A 16,357-nucleotide genomic window follows, 5' to 3' on the forward strand; every position below is an offset into this window, starting at 1 on the left:
GGAGATTAGTTGCTTTAAAAGAGTTATAGCGACGTGGTCACTATAACTCTAGTTGCTAGCTGCTAGTTACCAAATTAAAGCGCTTTAAAGCAAAGCGCAGCAGCGGCGATGGTTTTGTCTAAATCTTCTTTACTGTGAGCCAGAGAAAGAAAACCTGCTTCATAAGCAGATGGTGCAAGATAAACTCCTTGCTCAAGCATTAAATGATAGAAGCGTTTGAAGCGTTCAATATCACATTGGGTTACTTGGCTATAGCGAGTAATGTGTGGTTCTTCGGTGAAAAAGAAACCAAACATTCCGCCAACATAGTTAATCGCTAAAGGGATACCAGCATCATCCGCAGCTTGTTTTAATCCCTTGGCTAAATACTCGGTCTTCTCTGCCAAGGTTTGATATACCCCAGGCTCACAAAGGGCATTGAGTGCTGCTAAGCCAGCGCTCATGGCGACCGGATTACCTGATAAGGTACCAGCTTGATAGACTGGGCCGGTTGGCGCAATATATTCCATTATTTCTTTCTTACCACCAAAAGCGCCTACCGGCATACCGCCGCCAATAACTTTGCCTAGGGTAGTGATATCAGGAACGACATCATAGTGTGCTTGCGCGCCGCCAAGGGCGACACGAAATCCTGTCATTACTTCATCGATAATTAACAGAGCGCCAGTGTTATCACATATGGTGCGAAGACCCGGTAAAAAGTCAGCGTTGGGGGGAATACAGTTCATATTGCCAGCGACGGGCTCTACAATAATACAAGCAATGTCGTCACCATATTGATCAAACAGCGCTTCAACCGAAGCTAAATCGTTGAAGTCTGCGGTCAATGTGTGTTTTGCAAAGTCAGCGGGAATGCCGGGTGAACTTGGCTGGCCTAAGGTTAGTGCGCCAGAGCCTGCTTTTACCAGTAATGAATCGGCATGGCCGTGATAACAGCCTTCAAACTTAACTATTTTATTGCGATTGGTGTAGCCTCGCGCTAATCGAATTGCGCTCATGGTTGCTTCAGTACCAGAGCTTACCATGCGAACTTGTTCCATTGAGGGGACCAGCTCACGCACTTTTTCAGCCATTTCAACTTCAATCGCGGTTGGTGCACCAAAGCTTAAGCCATTTTCTACCGCCGCTAATACGGCTGATTTAATGCGAGCGTCATTATGGCCAAGCACCATAGGTCCCCAAGAGCCCACATAATCTATGTAAGCTTTATTATCGACATCATAAATGTAAGCACCATCGGCTCGTTCGATAAACAATGGTGCGCCGCCAACGCCATTGAAAGCGCGCACGGGTGAGTTAACCCCGCCAGGTATAACGTGTTTAGCTTGTTCGAAGAGTTGTGAAGATTGACTCATGGTCGTCCTATTCAAGGTAAAAGATATTTTTACGCAATATAGCAAAATCCCTCGTTAAGTGCAGCGATATAGCAATTCACCTCTTCCTTTCTGCTATCAATAACAGATGTTTTTTTTACAGCGCGCTTATGGGAGTTTTGATAACATGCCAGCCATCGGGTGAAAAAATAGACTAAATTGTATAATACCCGTCAAACCAATCGCACCTAAAGCACACTCTCACTCTCCATAACAAGAGGTTAAAAGGTTGAAAAAGTTAATTAGGATCACTTGGTGGGCCATCTTGATTGGCGCTGGGCTAAGCATAGGGTATTTAACTGGACAAAAAGGTTATCAAGATACCATTGCCATGATAGCTCCGTTACAGCAGACAATAGGGCAACTAAATGAAAAAAATGGTCAGTTAGACCAGCAGTTAGCCTTAAAAAATACCGAACTCGAAACCGAGCAAGCCGCCTTAGCTTCAATCAATCAAACCTTGAGTCAGGCGCAAAATGAAATTTTTGATTTACGTAAGGAGCTGGCGTTTTATCAAAAAATACTCGCGCCAGAACTAATGATTGGTGGCGTTGCTATTGACTCCTTAACCTTTAGCGAGATCGAAAGCGGTCTTCTTCGTTATCGTTTAGTGCTTGTGCAGTTAGCTAAAGAGCGTGAGCATATTAAAGGTAAAGCGACTTTTACTATTACTGGTCAAGATTCACAGCAGCAAACCATCATGGCAGACCTAGCGACTCTGGCATTAAACAATCAACTGGAAATGGCATTGGACTTTACGTATTTCCAAGTACTCGAGGGTGATATCCGTCTCCCTGAAGGCATGGTTGCTGCGGATGTGAAGCTCTCGATTGAACTTGAAAAAGTGGGGAATCAACAAGCCCAATCTTGGTCTGCTGAATATCCTTGGTCGCAAGTATATGTGCCTGCTCCAACTCCTGAGCCTTCGGCTGAACCTACACTTGAACCTACCTTAGCGCCTTCTGTGGAAACAACACCAGACTTAGCTGCAGAGCTTATTGCTGAGGATAAGGTTTCTGGTGCCGAGGCAGCGGTCGAGGTGTTAGCGGGGCAAGAAAATACCAATAGCACTGCTGATGGGCAAGTTGAACCTTTGCCTAGTGATGAACCTGAGGTTGAAGCAAATGATGGCTCAACTCAAATTGAATAGATTTGAAGCAACAAGTTTCGTCCTACAAAGATGAATACTTGAACTGTTTAGTCAGGTATTAGATAATCGGGGTAGATAGTGACTTCAGAGGTGACAGATGTCGACAGGTGTAGAAACAGCATTACCTATTAATTTTAGTGATGCCGCGGCAAATAAAGTGAAAAACCTTATTGCCGAGGAAGAAAATCCCAATTTAAATTTGCGTGTTTATGTGACAGGTGGCGGCTGCTCTGGCTTTTCATATGGCTTTACTTTTGATGAAAAAGTAAATGAAGGTGATACCGTAGTCAGTAATGACGGCGTTTCCATGGTGGTTGACTCTATGAGTTTACAGTACCTCGTTGGCGGAACTGTTGATTATACCGAAGGACTAGAAGGCTCACGCTTTTTGGTAAACAATCCAAACGCGACATCGACTTGTGGTTGTGGCTCTAGTTTTAGCATTTAATTCATAGCTAAACGAGTATTGTTCAAAGCCACTTGTCGATGTCGGTAAGTGGCTTTTTAGTTCCAGCAAGAAACCTCTCCATTAGATTATATTGTCTAATATTCAATCGCTTATTTAGAGTGATCGCCAATCATAAGTTAGTCGTACTAGTGACTAAACCGCACTTTCAGTCAGAAAACGGTGTGCGTTATCTATTAGGATAACGAAAAATCAAACTGCATTTTATATCATCTAAATATCATTTTGCTATCAGGTGTTGTAATCTAATCGGTGAAAAAGTTCGCCAATGGTGACGAAACGTCATTTATTTAAGGAGAAATCATGTCTGGCCCAGCTGTTGTTTCTAACTGGCTCGCAACGCGACCGTACATCATCGCCATTTTTCTTACTGTGCTGTTATTTTTATGGATGTTGTCAGGCCAAGCTCAAGATCAATCGAGTTTACACGAAACCAAACAAGCCGAAGCGGAGCAGGTTTTACCTAAGGTACGAGTAGCACAATTCGTTGCCCAATCAGTGGTTAAAGATCTAACCCTATACGGGCGCAGTGAGCCGAACCGTCAAGCCACACTAAGTGCCGAGGTCAGTGGCAAAGTGGTTGAAGTGTTTGCTAAGCGTGGAGCCATGGTGAAGCAAGGTGAGCCTATTGTGCGGTTAGAGATGAATGATAGAAAAGAGCAACTTGCTCGTGCTCAGGCGTTACTCAGACAAAGAGAAATCGAATATAACGGCGCTAAAAAGTTAAGCACCCAAGGCTTTCAAGGCAAGGCAAGGTTAGCCGAAGCTGAAGCGGCCTTAGTCGATGCTCGTGTGTCTGTCGCGAGCCTATCATTGCAAATAGAGAAAACCTTAATCAAGGCGCCGTTTACCGGCATTTTGAATCAACGTATGGTTGAGCAAGGTGACTTTTTGGGTATTGGCGATCCCATAGCACAAGTTGCTGATATCAATCCAATTATTGTCGTTGGTGATGTTACCGAAAAAGACATAAACCAAATTAAGTTAGGTCAGCCCGCTCGTGCCAGGTTGGTTAACTATGACAATGTTGAAGGTAAAATTAAATACGTTTCCTCGGTTTCAAATCCTGCTACGAATACCTTTCGCATTGAAGTGGCTATCGACAATCCGGATTTGACTTATCTGGCTGGATTGAGCGCCGAGTTAAGTATTCCACTGCAAGAGACCACTGCAATCAAGGTGACTCCGGCCGTTTTAGCCCTAGATGATGATGGTGCGCTTGGCATTAAAACCGTGGTGGATGAGCATGTTGTGTTTACCCCGATTAAGGTGGTTAAAGCAGAAGATGACGGTGTGTGGTTATCCGGTTTTTCTGGCTCTGTTGATGTGATCACTGTTGGTCAAGGATTTGTTAATCCCGGTGATAAAGTTATTGCAGTGAGTGCGGAGGCGAATAATGGTTAGTATGATTGATGCCGCACTCGGACGTGCGCGCACCGTCGTCATGATGTTATTGCTGCTGTTGATTGCGGGCTCGGTCACCTATAGCAATATTCCTAAAGAATCCAATCCCGATATTCAGATCCCGTTTCTTTATGTCTCTGTACATCATGAAGGTATTTCTCCCGAAGATGCCGAGCGACTGTTGTTAAGGCCACTAGAGCAAGAGCTCAAAGGCATTGAAGGCATCAAAGAAATGACCTCGGTCGCCTTGGCCAGCCATGGCTCGGTGACCTTGGAATTTAATGTTGGCATAGACGTTAAAGACGCCTTAGCCGATGTGCGTGAAAAGGTCAGTTTGGCTAAAGCCAAATTACCCGATGGCACAGATGAGCCAACCATTCATGAGATCACCTTCGCCAGCATGAATCCAGCATTAACGGTATTGATCTCGGGCTCAGCCCCCGAGCGAGCCTTGGTCGCGATTAGCCGTGAGCTGCAAGATGAAATTGAGGGTATGCGCGAGGTACTCGAGGTCAAGTTGCAAGGTGATCGAGAAGATATGATGGAGATCTTAGTCGATCCCTTATTACTTGAAAGTTATAACCTAGATACCGCCGATATTTATCAACTGATATCGCGCAATAACCAAATCGTGGCCGCGGGAAATATGGATACGGGACAGGGCCGCTTTCCCATAAAAGTGCCCTCAGTGTTCAGTAATCTACAAGACATCATGAGCCTGCCTATCAAGGTAGATGGTGATACTGTGGTCTATTTCGCCGATGTGGCAACCATACGCCGCACCTTTAAAGATCCAGAAACGTTTGCCCGTGTTAACGGTAAAACCACCTTGGCACTGGAGGTGGTTAAGCGCCCTGGCGAAAATATGATCTCAACGGTTGAAAAAGTGCGCGCCCTTGTGGCGGAAGAGAGCAAGGCTTGGCCGAGTAATGTTAAAGTTGACTTTGCAGGCGATCAGTCCAAAGACGTGAAGAACATGTTGGGTGAGCTACAGGCTAACGTCAGCTCAGCCATTATTCTGGTAGTGATTGTCATTGTCGCCATTCTCGGTGTGCGCAGTGCCGCCTTGGTTGGTATTTCAATTCCGGGGTCGTTTTTAACCGGTATTCTGATCTTGGCTATTTTTGGCATGACCATCAATATCGTGGTGATGTTCTCTTTGATCATGGCCGTGGGGATGCTGGTGGATGGAGCCATCGTCGTGACCGAATATGCCGATCGAGAAATGTCAGAGGGGGTCCCGAAAAAGCAAGCTTACCGTCTTGCAGCTAAGCGCATGGCTTGGCCGATTACAGCTTCAACCGCCACCACCTTAGCCGCCTTTGCACCATTACTTTTTTGGCCGGGGATCATGGGCGAGTTTATGCAGTATCTGCCTTTGACCTTGATCTGTACCTTGTTGGCTTCTTTGTTGATGGCGTTAGTGTTTGTCCCCGCCTTAGGAGGTATTTTCGGCAAGGCCAGACCGGTATCAGAGAAGAATAAGCAAGCTTTGTTACAAGCTGAAACCGGTAATATTTTGACCTTGCCAGGGTTCACAGGCTTTTATGTACGCTTGTTAAATCGCGCCATTAAGTATCCCTTCTTAGCATTAGTTTCCGCCTTGCTTACTGCGGTTTTGGTGATGTTTTTATACGGCAGCTCTAATCTTGGTGTGACCTTTTTTCCAGATATGGAGCCAGCTGGCTTTAACATCAAAGTACGCTCTTATGGCGATCTTTCAATATATGAAAAAGATGCCTTAATGGCCGAAGTTGAAAACAAAATCTTAGGCATGGAAGACATCGACACCTTAGTTGTGAAAACCGGCAGTTCAGGTAATAACGAAGATGACTTAATCGGCACAATGCGCGTTAACTTGTTTGATTGGCAGGTCCGGCGCCCTGCTGATCAAGTAATTGAGGATATCTATCAACGCACCGCAGATCTTGCTGGTATCACCATAGTGATCAAAAAAGACGAGGGTGGGCCGCCATCAGAGAAAGATGTGGCCATTGAGCTTAATTCACGCTTTTCAGAGCTGCTTGAGCCAGCGGCCAAGCTGATGCGCGAGAAAATGGTCAATTCGGGTTACTTTGTCAACATTGAAGACAATGGTGATAAGCCGGGGATTGAATGGCAGCTTAATGTTAATCGCGCCGATGCTGCGCGTTACGGTGCTGATGCCGCATTAGTGGGCAGCACGGTGCAATTTATTACCTCAGGTGTAAAGCTTGGCGAATATCGCCCTGATGACGTGGATGATGAGTTAGACATCCGTGTGCGTTTTCCAGAAGATAAGCGCAGCTTAGCTCGCCTTGATGAGCTGCGCATCAAAACCAGTCATGGTCAGGTGCCGATCACCAACTTTGTTGAGTTATCGGCAGCCCATAAGCAGGCCACAATTCACAAGGTAGATGGGCGCAAGTCTATTACCATCAGTGCTGATTTAGCACCGGGTTATCAACTTCATGATATCTTAGCTGGGGTTGAAGCTGAGCTGGCGGAAATGGATATCGATCCGAGATTGAGCATTAAGATCCGCGGTCAAAATGAGGACGAAGCCGAATCATCAGCCTTTTTAAGTCAAGCCTTTATCGTGGCATTATTTGTGATGGCGATTATTTTGGTGACTCAGTTTAATTCCTTCTACCAAGCTGGGTTAATCTTGAGTGCGGTGCTGTTCTCAACCGTGGGGGTGTTCTTTGCCCTTTATCTAACGCAAAAACCCTTTGGTATTGTGATGTCGGGGATAGGCGTCATTGCCCTGGCGGGGATTGTGGTTAACAACAATATCGTCTTGATCGATACGTTTAATTTTTTACGCAGCAAAGGAATGACGTCGGTAGAGGCTATTTTACGTACCGGAGCACAGCGCCTACGCCCCGTTTTAATGACGACGGTGACGACCGTATTGGGTTTAATGCCAATGGTGCTAGAAACCAATGTGGATATAGTTAACCGTTTGGTTGAGTTTGGCGCACCGAGTACGCAAATGTGGTCGCAACTGGCCACTGCCATTGCTGGCGGCTTGGCATTTGCCACCGTACTGACCCTAGTGCTTACGCCTTGTTTACTTAAACTCGGTATAAATGTGTCAGAATTTTTCCAGCGTCGTAAAGCGAAAAAAGCCCAAGCTTATCCCGAGTCGACTGCCGAACAAGTATAAATAAGACAAACAAACTGACGATGCCTAGGCCCTATTTCAGGTAATTAGCCTAAGCATCGTTTTTTTTTGCCAGAAGGATAATATTTTAGATTTTGTTAGGGTAAAATCGCGCCAAATTTTACTAATAGCCACCAAATCCATGCTTGCTCAATTTGTTTTTTTCTCTGATCTTTTAGGTTGTATTGTCTTTGCCATTTCCGGGGTACTGGTGGCTGGGCGGCTAAAAATGGATCCTATCGGTGTGGTGGTACTTGCATCGGTAACCGCTATCGGTGGCGGAACCATTCGAGATATGGCAATAGGCGCAACGCCGGTATTTTGGATCAACGAAACGATTTACTTATATGTCATTTTTGCCACGGCTTTGATTAGTATGCTCACCGCGCGCAAGGCGCATCATTTACCTAGCTTTTTATTGCCGGTTTTAGACGCATTTGGTTTGGCGTTATTTACCGTCATCGGCGCGGAAAAAGCACTTTCTTATGAATTACCAGCCGTGGTTGCGGTGGTGATGGGGGTGATTACTGGGGTTGCCGGCGGCATGATCCGCGATGTATTAGCAGGACAAATTCCTTTCGTACTGCAAAAAGAAATTTATGCAACCGCTTCCATACTCGGCGGTGTATTGTATACCACCAGCTTGTACCTTGGCATTGATGATGGGTGGGCATTAGGTATCGCAATGACAGGTACCTTAGGTTTACGTTTAGCGGCGTTGCGTTGGCATCTGTCTTTACCTGTCTTTAACCTGAGAAGATAACCCATGTCTGCGGGTTTGTTGCGTTGTGTTAGTGCTATGGCTTTATTGCTCTGCGTTGTGTCTTCGCAAGCAAAAGCATTGCCTGCTATGTCACGCCAAGCCCTTGCTCAGCATTATATGCAGCTGCTAATGGCGGGAAAATATGGCGAGCTGAGCAATTACTTAACTGAAAATTCCACACTGAGCGATACCACCGCGGGTAAAAGCTACAAAGGGCGACGTCAAATCTTAGAATTTTGGCGCCGCTCTAGCCAAGGTATGCAGCAAGCCAGTTTCGAGCAAGCACAGTTTTTTGTGTCCAACAAAGTCGCTGTATTTATTGGTACCTTTCATTATCGCGGCGAAGGCACTCTTTACGGCTTTCCAGGTCAAACCATTGAGTTTAGTTTACCCGCCATCACTGTCCTCACTATCGATGTCAAAGAGCAACGCATCACCGCTCACCAAGACTTATTCGATTACGCACAATTAAAGCCCAGAGTAATTGATTAAGTTGTAAAACTGAGAACTCAAACGAGGTTAATTTCTGAGCTGGCGTAGCTAAATCTAGCGTCAATAGATAAACTTCAAGGGTTTTGTCAGTCGAAAGTTTGAAATTGGTGTGGTTTAAATGTCATTTATTGCCAGTATTTATAATAAATATAATGTTGTGCTCCTGTGTGTTTTACTTTGTTTGAGCATGTTATTCAGTCGCGATTTGCCAGCCGCAGGGGCTGAAACCGTGACCCTTGCTTCTACCACTACAACGTCGTTAATTAATCGGCAGCCCTTAGATGAAATGCTTGAGCCCGGTCAGCAAAAATACAAGGTCGGTGAGAAGTATTCATTAGATTTATCGCTTGAACGTCGTCAAAACGCAAAAAACAACACCTTAAACAACCTGCCCGAGCTAGTAAAAAAAGACATTACTGTGGAGTCGGGTGATAGTTTAGCGCGTATTTTTGCCCGTGCTGGGTTAAGTGCTAAAACCTTACACCGAATTGATAATTTAGGGGGAGATGCACATAAGCTAAGACGTATCCACCCCGGAGACACGCTGCATTTTAGTTTGACCGAAAGCGGCAAATTCCAACAATTACGTTATCCCTATAATAGTACCGAAACCCTCGTTGTCACTAAGGCTGCTTCTGGCTTTAACGTTGAGGTAGAAACACTTGAGCTAGAAACCCGCACGGCCTTTACCCGTGCCGATATCGTTTCCAATTTCTGGAATGCGGGGATGAACAGTGGCTTAGAAGCGGGAGTGATCATGGAGCTGGCCAATATTTTTGGCTGGGATGTGGATTTTGCTTTGGATATTCGCCAAGGTGACAGTTTTGCTGTGCTTTATGAAACCTTATATTCGCATGGTGAGTTTGTTAAAACTGGCAAAATCTTGGCAGCAGAATTTATTAACCAAGGTGACGTTTTTCAAGCAGTGCGAAGTGAAGACGGTAGCTTTTATACGCCGGAAGGCAAGGCCATGCGCAAAGCATTTTTACGCGCGCCGGTTAACTTTAAATATATCAGCTCAAACTTTAATCCTAAACGCCGTCACCCCGTGACAGGTAAGGTACGAGCTCATCGCGGTATTGATTACGCAGCAAGAACTGGCACGCCAGTGGTCTCTGCGGGTGATGGTAAAGTGATCACCTCTGGTTATAACAAATTTAATGGTAATTATGTGGTGATCAAACACAGCTCTAGCTATATCACCAAATACTTACACTTAAATAAGCGCTTTGTTAAACAAAACCAACGCGTTAAGCAAGGTGATAAAATCGGTACCGTAGGTGCGACTGGTCGCGTTACGGGGCCGCATTTGCATTATGAGTTCTTAGTCAATGGTGTCCACACCAATCCCAAAACAGTGAAATTGCCACAAGCTGAATCCTTAGCTGGCGCCGAGAAGGCGAGCTTCATCGCATATTCAGCGCCATTGATGGCTGCATTAAACTCACAGAATCGTTTAATGCTTGCTTTTAAGTGATTGATTTTAATTCTTTTTAAACCTTTTTTGGCTGTTTGTGGTGGCCTCTAACACCATGCTTGAACAGCCTTAAATTTTCTCGCTTGTTTAAAATCTGCTCGCTATAATCCGCCGCCGGCGACGTGCCGGCGATGATTGGAGCAAACCTATCTTGGGTAAATGGATACTCATACCTTGTAAACCTATTCACTTGTTGTGGTGGGTTTTATTTCTAAATGCCTGTGCAGCGCCGTTACTGTTAATGTCTCCTCAGGGACAACTTATGTGGGCTCTGCTCAAACCTTTGGTGGGTTTAGACCCTAAAGAGGTCAACTTACTCAAACAGCCTATTATCGAGAGTCGTATGGCGCCGCTATTGGGTGAGCATTACAATACGGCAATTGCTTTGTTGGACACGGCCAATGAGATCCAGCAGCAAGGCCCCTTGTATTACCTGATATCAAATTACACCCCCGTACCTGAGTTAGCAGACAAAGCCGGTCTTGTTTGGAACGCTGACACGAATCAGATGGCGGTCATGTTGATAACCGGTGGCTCGCCCACGGTGTTTGCCGAGCAAGTATTAAATCAGCAAATGGAGCAAGTGGTGCCGACTTGGCCTACGGAGCTCGTTCAATATACCGATCCTGAGTACCTCAAACAGCAGGCCGAGGCACAAGCCCTCAAGTTACAGCAACAAGCGCAAGCTGAATTGCTGAAACAGGCACAAGCTAAGGTTCATGCTGATGGTAAGCTGATCACAGAGCAGGTGCTGCTGGTTGAATTTGATGAAATCTTGCCGCAAGAGCTAGAGCAAGAGTTAAATGAGCTTAACTAACCTGAGCTTTGGATAAGCTATATCGTATGAATAATCCGCAAAAACGCGGTGAATATGTCCCTATACGCTCTGCGTTTTCATCCCTGAAAACGAAGTTTTGCTGCTTATTCATACAGTGTCTATTTGAAATACCTTTAATCAAAGCTGAAGTTAGCTCACTTAAACACAAAGCTATGATCTAGCTTGTAAAGCAAAGGGCTAGTACCGTAACAATTATGTTAAACTCGCCTTTCTGCTTCAACATGGGCAGTGTTAGCCAGTATTAAAGTATATTGGCTTTGATGGTAAATGTTAGCTAGGAAATTTATGGATATTCAACGTATTAACCCAACCACGCGTTGGTCTGATGTGACCGTATATAACGGTATTGCTCACTTTGTTGAGGTGCCAGAAGGCGATCTATCTTTAGGTATAAGCGAACAAGTAAAACAAGTGTTTAGTCAAGCCGAAGCCATGTTAGCCAGTGTTGGCAGCGATAAAACCCGTATCTTATCGGTAACGATTTACATCACGGATTTTGCCAATTTAGCTGCGTTGAATGAAGTGTGGGACGCTTGGTTTGCCCCGGGCACTGCGCCTACTCGTGCTTGCGTTAAAGTGGAACTGGCCGACCCTGATTACTTAGTTGAAATGGCGTTTGTGGCTGCGGCTGGCTAATTAAGTTTTAGCGTGCGTGGTGCACGCTAGTCCCTATTAAAGGTAAACCTTGAGTGTTTTTAGCTAAAGCTGTGCTAAATCTGAACTAAAGCTGCGCTAAAGCTGAATTAAGGCTGCGTTAAAGGTAAACCGTTAGCTTGCCAACCCAGTATATCTCCCTCTAGATGAAAGACGCGGTTAAAGCCTTGCTTTAGTAAGGTTTGCTCTGCAATAGCCGCGCGGCGACCTGAACGACAATAAACCACTATGTCTTTTGTTTGGCTTAACCGCGACAGCTGCTGACCTATCTGATCATAGGGAATATTGATGGCACCTTGGACATGGCCTTGAGCAAATTCGCTGGGGCTGCGCACATCAATAATTTGCATGTCTTTGTTCGCTTGCTGCCAAGTGATTAATTCTTGCTGGCTCACTATGGGCACAGGGTTGTTGGCAAAGGCCAATGAGGTAAAAAAGCAGAGAACTAAAGTGAGAATAAGTTTCATTGGATCCATTATAACTCCGAGTAAGCTAAGCCAAGTTTATTGGTTCTTGCCTAAGATGTTTGAATTAGCCAAATAACCACGTTTATCAGTATATAAGTCACTATCCACAGCCAAGCTGCTTGATTTAGGCGGGAATATAAGGGGGCTAAATGGCCTTGATTTAGGCTATCGCCCGTCCCTAAAAGGGCAAAGCGCATCTTGATGGTGTCATATATTCGCGGCCCACCTAATTGTATTTTTAAGCTGCTCGCCAATGCGCTTAATACTAATCCCGAACTGAGTGCAGGCCAACTTGCTCCTTGGCGAAAACAGTTTTTAAGGGTGTAAAGGGTATTGCCATAACAACTTAAGGTACAAGATAAAAGCCAGCAGGGGATGAAGGCAAACAACTGATAGGTTTGCTGCACAGCAATACCAAAGTGACGATAGCGGGCCTTTTTACGATTCCAATAAAAACTGCACAACTGCAATAGGCGACATATCACGGCGCCATAAATACCGCCAACAGCAAACCAAAAAAACACCACAAACCAGCGGTGGGTTAAATGTAACGCCAGACTTTCGCCGGCGGCTTTTTGCAGTCCCAGTAGCGACAAACTATCAACATCGCGCAAGGTAATGCGGCTTAGGCTATCACGCGCACTTTGTTTATCCGTGACGAGCAAGGCTTGACGGCATTCATGAAAGTGGCTGCTATAGGCGCGCCATTCAAACAAGAAAAGCAATAGCAGAAAATCAAATGCGTCTTCAAAAAATAGCACTTGTTTAAGGGCGATCACTAAGGCCACACTGGGCAGTAACACCACAGCTAAACCCAATACGCCAGCAAGCTGCTGTTGTGAAATACTATTACTGGGATTGGCGACCTTGTTGCCGATGATTTGCAGTAAGTGACCAAGGGCCGTAGCGGGGTGATATTGCAAGGGAAGTGGAAAATAAAATGATACCAACGCAGCTAATAATAACATTAGCTGGTTGGGTATCAGGTGATATAGCTCGAGCAGGCTAGGCATTCGTTTGAGCTAACCGATTAGCTTGTCGCCAAGGCGTTAAACTAGCCAAGACGCTTCACCATTTCGGCTATCATCAGGCTTGAATGTTTTGCCGCAACCACTAGGTACTCGTCAAATGACTGGCTCGATTCTTTGCCCGCGATATCAGACAGAGAACGAATAATCACAAATGGCACCTTGAATTGATGACAGACCTGCGCAATCGCAGCGGCTTCCATTTCAACCGCCGCCATGGTCGGGAAGTTATTACGGGCATATTCCACTTTCACTGGGTCGGCCATAAAGGTATCGCCAGTGCAAATAAGGCCTTCGATAACTTGTACCGTTTGATCAACCGCAGCTACCGAATCTTTAGCCACTTGCACTAGATTTGCATCGGGTAAAAATGCCGCTGGCAGTTGTGGCACTTGGCCGATTTCATAACCAAAAGCAGTGACATCAACATCGTGATAACGCACTTGTGAAGAAATCACCACGTCACCCACTTTTAAATTCTGGTCGTAACCGCCCGCAGAGCCCGTGTTAATCACCGTATCAGGTTGGTACAACTCAAGCAGTAGGGTCGTCGCCACAGCCGCTGCGACCTTGCCGATCCCCGATTTGGTTAAAATGACTTCAACGCCATTGAGTTGCCCATGATAAAACTCACAACCTGCGATAACCTTGGTTTCAGCTTGCTCTAGTTGAGCACGAAGTAGTTCAACTTCTTGCTCCATTGCACCGATAATGCCAATTTTCATGTTAATGATTTCACTCTATAAAAAAGATTAGTGGAATCTTAGCACAATCGAATTTGATAGACATATTCCTAGAGTGCTTGGTTGCACGGTTAAAACACCCTCTATCGCTAAAAAAGCGCCTAAAAACCATAAACAAACTGGGATGAGCCTGTTTTTTGCTATAGCAAATGTGTAAAATCGAGCCCCATTTTAGATTTATATTAATAACGAAACAGGTTTCGCGATGACAGCAACAAATGAACTTTTGAAAGACTTACAAGCCCGTGGGCTGATTGCACAGTGTACCGCTGATGAAGAATTAGCTGAGCACCTTTCAACAGGTTGTCGCACCCTGTATTGTGGCTTCGACCCTACCGCCGACAGTCTTCACATTGGTAGCCTAGTGCCGCTATTGGTGCTTAAGCGTTTTCAACAATACGGCCATAAGCCCCTAGCGCTGGTGGGTGGTGCTACCGGTTTAATCGGCGACCCTAGCTTTAAAGCCGCTGAGCGTCAGCTAAATACCACAGATGTGGTAGAAGGCTGGGTTGAAAAGATTAAGGCGCAAGTGAGTGCGTTTGTTGACTTCAATGACGCTGAAAATGGCGCCGAAGTGGTGAATAACTTAGACTGGATTGGCCAAATTGACGCCATTTCGTTTTTACGCGATGTCGGTAAATACTTCAGCGTTAATGCCATGATCCAAAAAGAATCGGTGAAACAACGTATCGAGCGTGAAGGCTCAGGTATTTCTTACACCGAATTCAGCTACATGTTATTACAATCATACGACTTTGCGGCGCTTAACCGCGATAAAAACTGTACCTTACAAATCGGTGGCTCAGATCAATGGGGTAACATCACCGGTGGTACCGAGTTAACTCGTCGTATGAATAAAAATCAAGTATTTGGTTTAACGCTGCCGCTCGTAACCAAGGCTGACGGCACTAAGTTTGGTAAAACCGAGTCGGGTACCATTTGGTTGGATGAGAACAAAACCTCATCTTACGCCTTTTACCAGTTCTGGTTGGGTACTGCTGATGCTGACGTGTACAAGTTCCTACGTTACTTCACTTTCTTATCTGTTGAAGAGATTGAAGCAATCGAGGAAAAAGACAAAACCATTCAAGGTCGCCCTGAAGGTCAGCAAGTACTTGCGCGCGAAGTGACGCGTTTAGTACGCGGCGAAGAAGGCTTGGCTTCGGCTGAGCGCATCACCAATGCGTTATTCTCGGGTGATTTAACTTCTTTAAGTGAATCAGATTTAGCCCAGCTAGCCTTAGATGGTTTGCCTACCACCCAAGTGGAAGGTGATGAGAAAGCATTAGTTGAACTGTTAACCGCATCTGAGTTAGCCAAATCAAACAAGATGGCGCGTGAGTTTATCGGTAACGGCGCGGTTGCGGTAAATGGTGAAAAAGTGGCAGAGACCGAAGCTGTTATCAGTAAGGCCGACGCCCTGTTCGGTAAATTTACCCTGATCAAGCGTGGTAAAAAACTATTTAACCTATATGTTTGGCAATAAGCCTACATATAAAAATGCATAACAAAAAGGGGAGCTGAGCTTCCCTTTTTCGTTTCGGCGATAGCGCATGACAAAACCCAGTTGCGAACAAGTGATGTTGGCCTTAATGGCAAAGGTTGAGGCCGAATTTCCGTTTCAAGCGCCGGAGTCGAGCATTTGCAGCGATCATTGCGAGGTTTGTACTAAAAAGCTGTTAGAGCTGGTGGAAATGGAAATCATTGGTTGGAAAACAAGTATCGCTCAAGGCCAAAAGCCCAATTTTGCCGACCTTGAACGCTTTATTAAGCTGTGTCGCAACGTGCGTCGCGGTCTAGTGCGCAATGGCCTGTTGCAGAATGAACAGGCCATCGTTTAAAGAAGCAAACTACTGCTGAAATTCAATGACTTCTTGTTTATTTTCAGGATCAAGTAGGGGATCTTGATTGATTTGCTTAATGCGGCGGATATCGGCAATGCGAAACACCAAATTGCCGCTGTCTTGACTATCTTGATATTCATGCACTCGATCATCATCACCCCAATAACGCACCTTTCTTAGCATAATAAAACCATCGCTGATCTGGTTTTCGCTTATCGCATCAAAGATGGGTTTGGCAACGTGACCATAGTAATAATAGCTTTCAAGTCCGTCATTTTCTTCGGGCACATTAAATTGAGCAAACACCCAGACGCGCTCGGTGCTGACATTTTTGCTAGCTGTTTCTATCTCATCACCAACACGACAGCCACTTAAAAATAAAAACGTGGCCATGATTAAGATAAGTATTTTCATAGTGGTTCCATGTTAAGAAAAGCCACTATTATTCACAGAGGATAGTTGGCTGTCGATGATGTATTTGTTATTTTTTGTTGCTGTTCGTGTTTTCGCTCT

16 protein-coding genes are annotated in these 16,357 nt (G+C 45.2%); 11 read left to right on the forward strand and 5 right to left on the reverse strand.

The features are described 5' to 3' along the window. Window positions 1-74 precede the first annotated feature (74 nt). Window positions 75-1,355, reverse strand: coding sequence for a glutamate-1-semialdehyde 2,1-aminomutase (gene hemL / locus ACK8OT_RS11340; protein WP_410196628.1), 1,281 nt, complete (start codon window positions 1,353-1,355; stop codon window positions 75-77). A 247-nt stretch (window positions 1,356-1,602) separates the two neighbouring features. Here hemL and ACK8OT_RS11345 point away from each other — a divergent pair, with 247 nt between their 5' ends. From ACK8OT_RS11345 to ACK8OT_RS11385, 9 genes are all read left to right on the forward strand, one after another. Continuing rightward, a complete protein-coding gene (locus tag ACK8OT_RS11345; protein ID WP_410196629.1) occupies window positions 1,603-2,523 on the forward strand; it encodes a DUF6776 family protein in 921 nt (306 codons plus the stop codon). A gap of 97 nt (window positions 2,524-2,620) precedes the next feature. After that, entirely contained in the window at window positions 2,621-2,971 is a 351-nt protein-coding gene (erpA, locus tag ACK8OT_RS11350) for an iron-sulfur cluster insertion protein ErpA (protein ID WP_410196630.1), read from the forward strand. Between the two features lie 321 nt (window positions 2,972-3,292). Continuing rightward, window positions 3,293-4,393, forward strand: coding sequence for an efflux RND transporter periplasmic adaptor subunit (locus tag ACK8OT_RS11355; protein WP_410196631.1), 1,101 nt, complete (start codon window positions 3,293-3,295; stop codon window positions 4,391-4,393). Then, window positions 4,386-7,541 carry an efflux RND transporter permease subunit gene (locus ACK8OT_RS11360; RefSeq protein ID WP_410196632.1) on the forward strand — a complete coding sequence of 1,052 codons (3,156 nt, stop codon included), beginning with the start codon at window positions 4,386-4,388 and terminating at the stop codon, window positions 7,539-7,541. Before ACK8OT_RS11355 ends, ACK8OT_RS11360 begins: the two co-directional genes overlap by 8 nt. Window positions 7,542-7,680: 139 nt before the next feature. Further along, the gene (locus ACK8OT_RS11365) at window positions 7,681-8,301 is read left to right on the forward strand and encodes a trimeric intracellular cation channel family protein (protein WP_410196633.1); all 621 of its coding nucleotides are present in this window, start codon (window positions 7,681-7,683) and stop codon (window positions 8,299-8,301) included. A gap of 3 nt (window positions 8,302-8,304) precedes the next feature. After that, the gene (locus ACK8OT_RS11370; RefSeq protein WP_410196634.1) at window positions 8,305-8,793 is read left to right on the forward strand and encodes a nuclear transport factor 2 family protein; all 489 of its coding nucleotides are present in this window, start codon (window positions 8,305-8,307) and stop codon (window positions 8,791-8,793) included. A gap of 187 nt (window positions 8,794-8,980) precedes the next feature. Further along, window positions 8,981-10,270 carry a peptidoglycan DD-metalloendopeptidase family protein gene (locus ACK8OT_RS11375; RefSeq protein WP_410196635.1) on the forward strand — a complete coding sequence of 430 codons (1,290 nt, stop codon included), beginning with the start codon at window positions 8,981-8,983 and terminating at the stop codon, window positions 10,268-10,270. 241 nt (window positions 10,271-10,511) lie between these two features. Next, a complete protein-coding gene (locus ACK8OT_RS11380) occupies window positions 10,512-11,087 on the forward strand; it encodes a hypothetical protein (RefSeq protein WP_410196681.1) in 576 nt (191 codons plus the stop codon). Between the two features lie 306 nt (window positions 11,088-11,393). After that, window positions 11,394-11,744, forward strand: coding sequence for a RidA family protein (locus tag ACK8OT_RS11385; RefSeq protein WP_410196636.1), 351 nt, complete (start codon window positions 11,394-11,396; stop codon window positions 11,742-11,744). Between the two features lie 107 nt (window positions 11,745-11,851). On the opposite strand, the gene ACK8OT_RS11390 is transcribed toward ACK8OT_RS11385, so the two are convergent. Genes ACK8OT_RS11390 through mtnN form a run of 3 tightly spaced genes read right to left on the reverse strand, consistent with a single transcriptional unit; the run spans window position 11,852 to window position 13,982 of the window. After that, window positions 11,852-12,238, reverse strand: a complete 387-nt coding sequence (locus tag ACK8OT_RS11390) for a rhodanese-like domain-containing protein (RefSeq protein WP_410196637.1) — start codon at window positions 12,236-12,238, stop codon at window positions 11,852-11,854. Between the two features lie 41 nt (window positions 12,239-12,279). Next, the gene (locus tag ACK8OT_RS11395) at window positions 12,280-13,242 is read right to left on the reverse strand and encodes a cobalamin biosynthesis protein CobD/CbiB (RefSeq protein ID WP_410196638.1); all 963 of its coding nucleotides are present in this window, start codon (window positions 13,240-13,242) and stop codon (window positions 12,280-12,282) included. 41 nt (window positions 13,243-13,283) lie between these two features. Then, a complete protein-coding gene (gene mtnN, locus ACK8OT_RS11400) occupies window positions 13,284-13,982 on the reverse strand; it encodes a 5'-methylthioadenosine/S-adenosylhomocysteine nucleosidase (RefSeq protein WP_410196639.1) in 699 nt (232 codons plus the stop codon). 223 nt (window positions 13,983-14,205) lie between these two features. On the opposite strand from mtnN, the gene tyrS reads away from it, so the two are divergent. Together tyrS and ACK8OT_RS11410 are read left to right on the forward strand one after the other, a co-directional pair. After that, window positions 14,206-15,486 carry a tyrosine--tRNA ligase gene (tyrS, locus tag ACK8OT_RS11405; protein ID WP_410196640.1) on the forward strand — a complete coding sequence of 427 codons (1,281 nt, stop codon included), beginning with the start codon at window positions 14,206-14,208 and terminating at the stop codon, window positions 15,484-15,486. Window positions 15,487-15,553: 67 nt separating this feature from the next. Continuing rightward, entirely contained in the window at window positions 15,554-15,841 is a 288-nt protein-coding gene (locus ACK8OT_RS11410; RefSeq protein ID WP_410196641.1) for a hypothetical protein, read from the forward strand. Between the two features lie 9 nt (window positions 15,842-15,850). Here the strand turns inward: ACK8OT_RS11410 and ACK8OT_RS11415 are convergent, their stop codons facing one another. Further along, entirely contained in the window at window positions 15,851-16,258 is a 408-nt protein-coding gene (locus ACK8OT_RS11415; protein ID WP_410196642.1) for a hypothetical protein, read from the reverse strand. Between the last annotated feature and the right edge of the window lie 99 nt (window positions 16,259-16,357).

This window comes from Motilimonas thetidivivens, assembly GCF_046452435.1.
Taxonomy (GTDB): Bacteria; Pseudomonadota; Gammaproteobacteria; order Enterobacterales; family CBDFNC01; genus Motilimonas.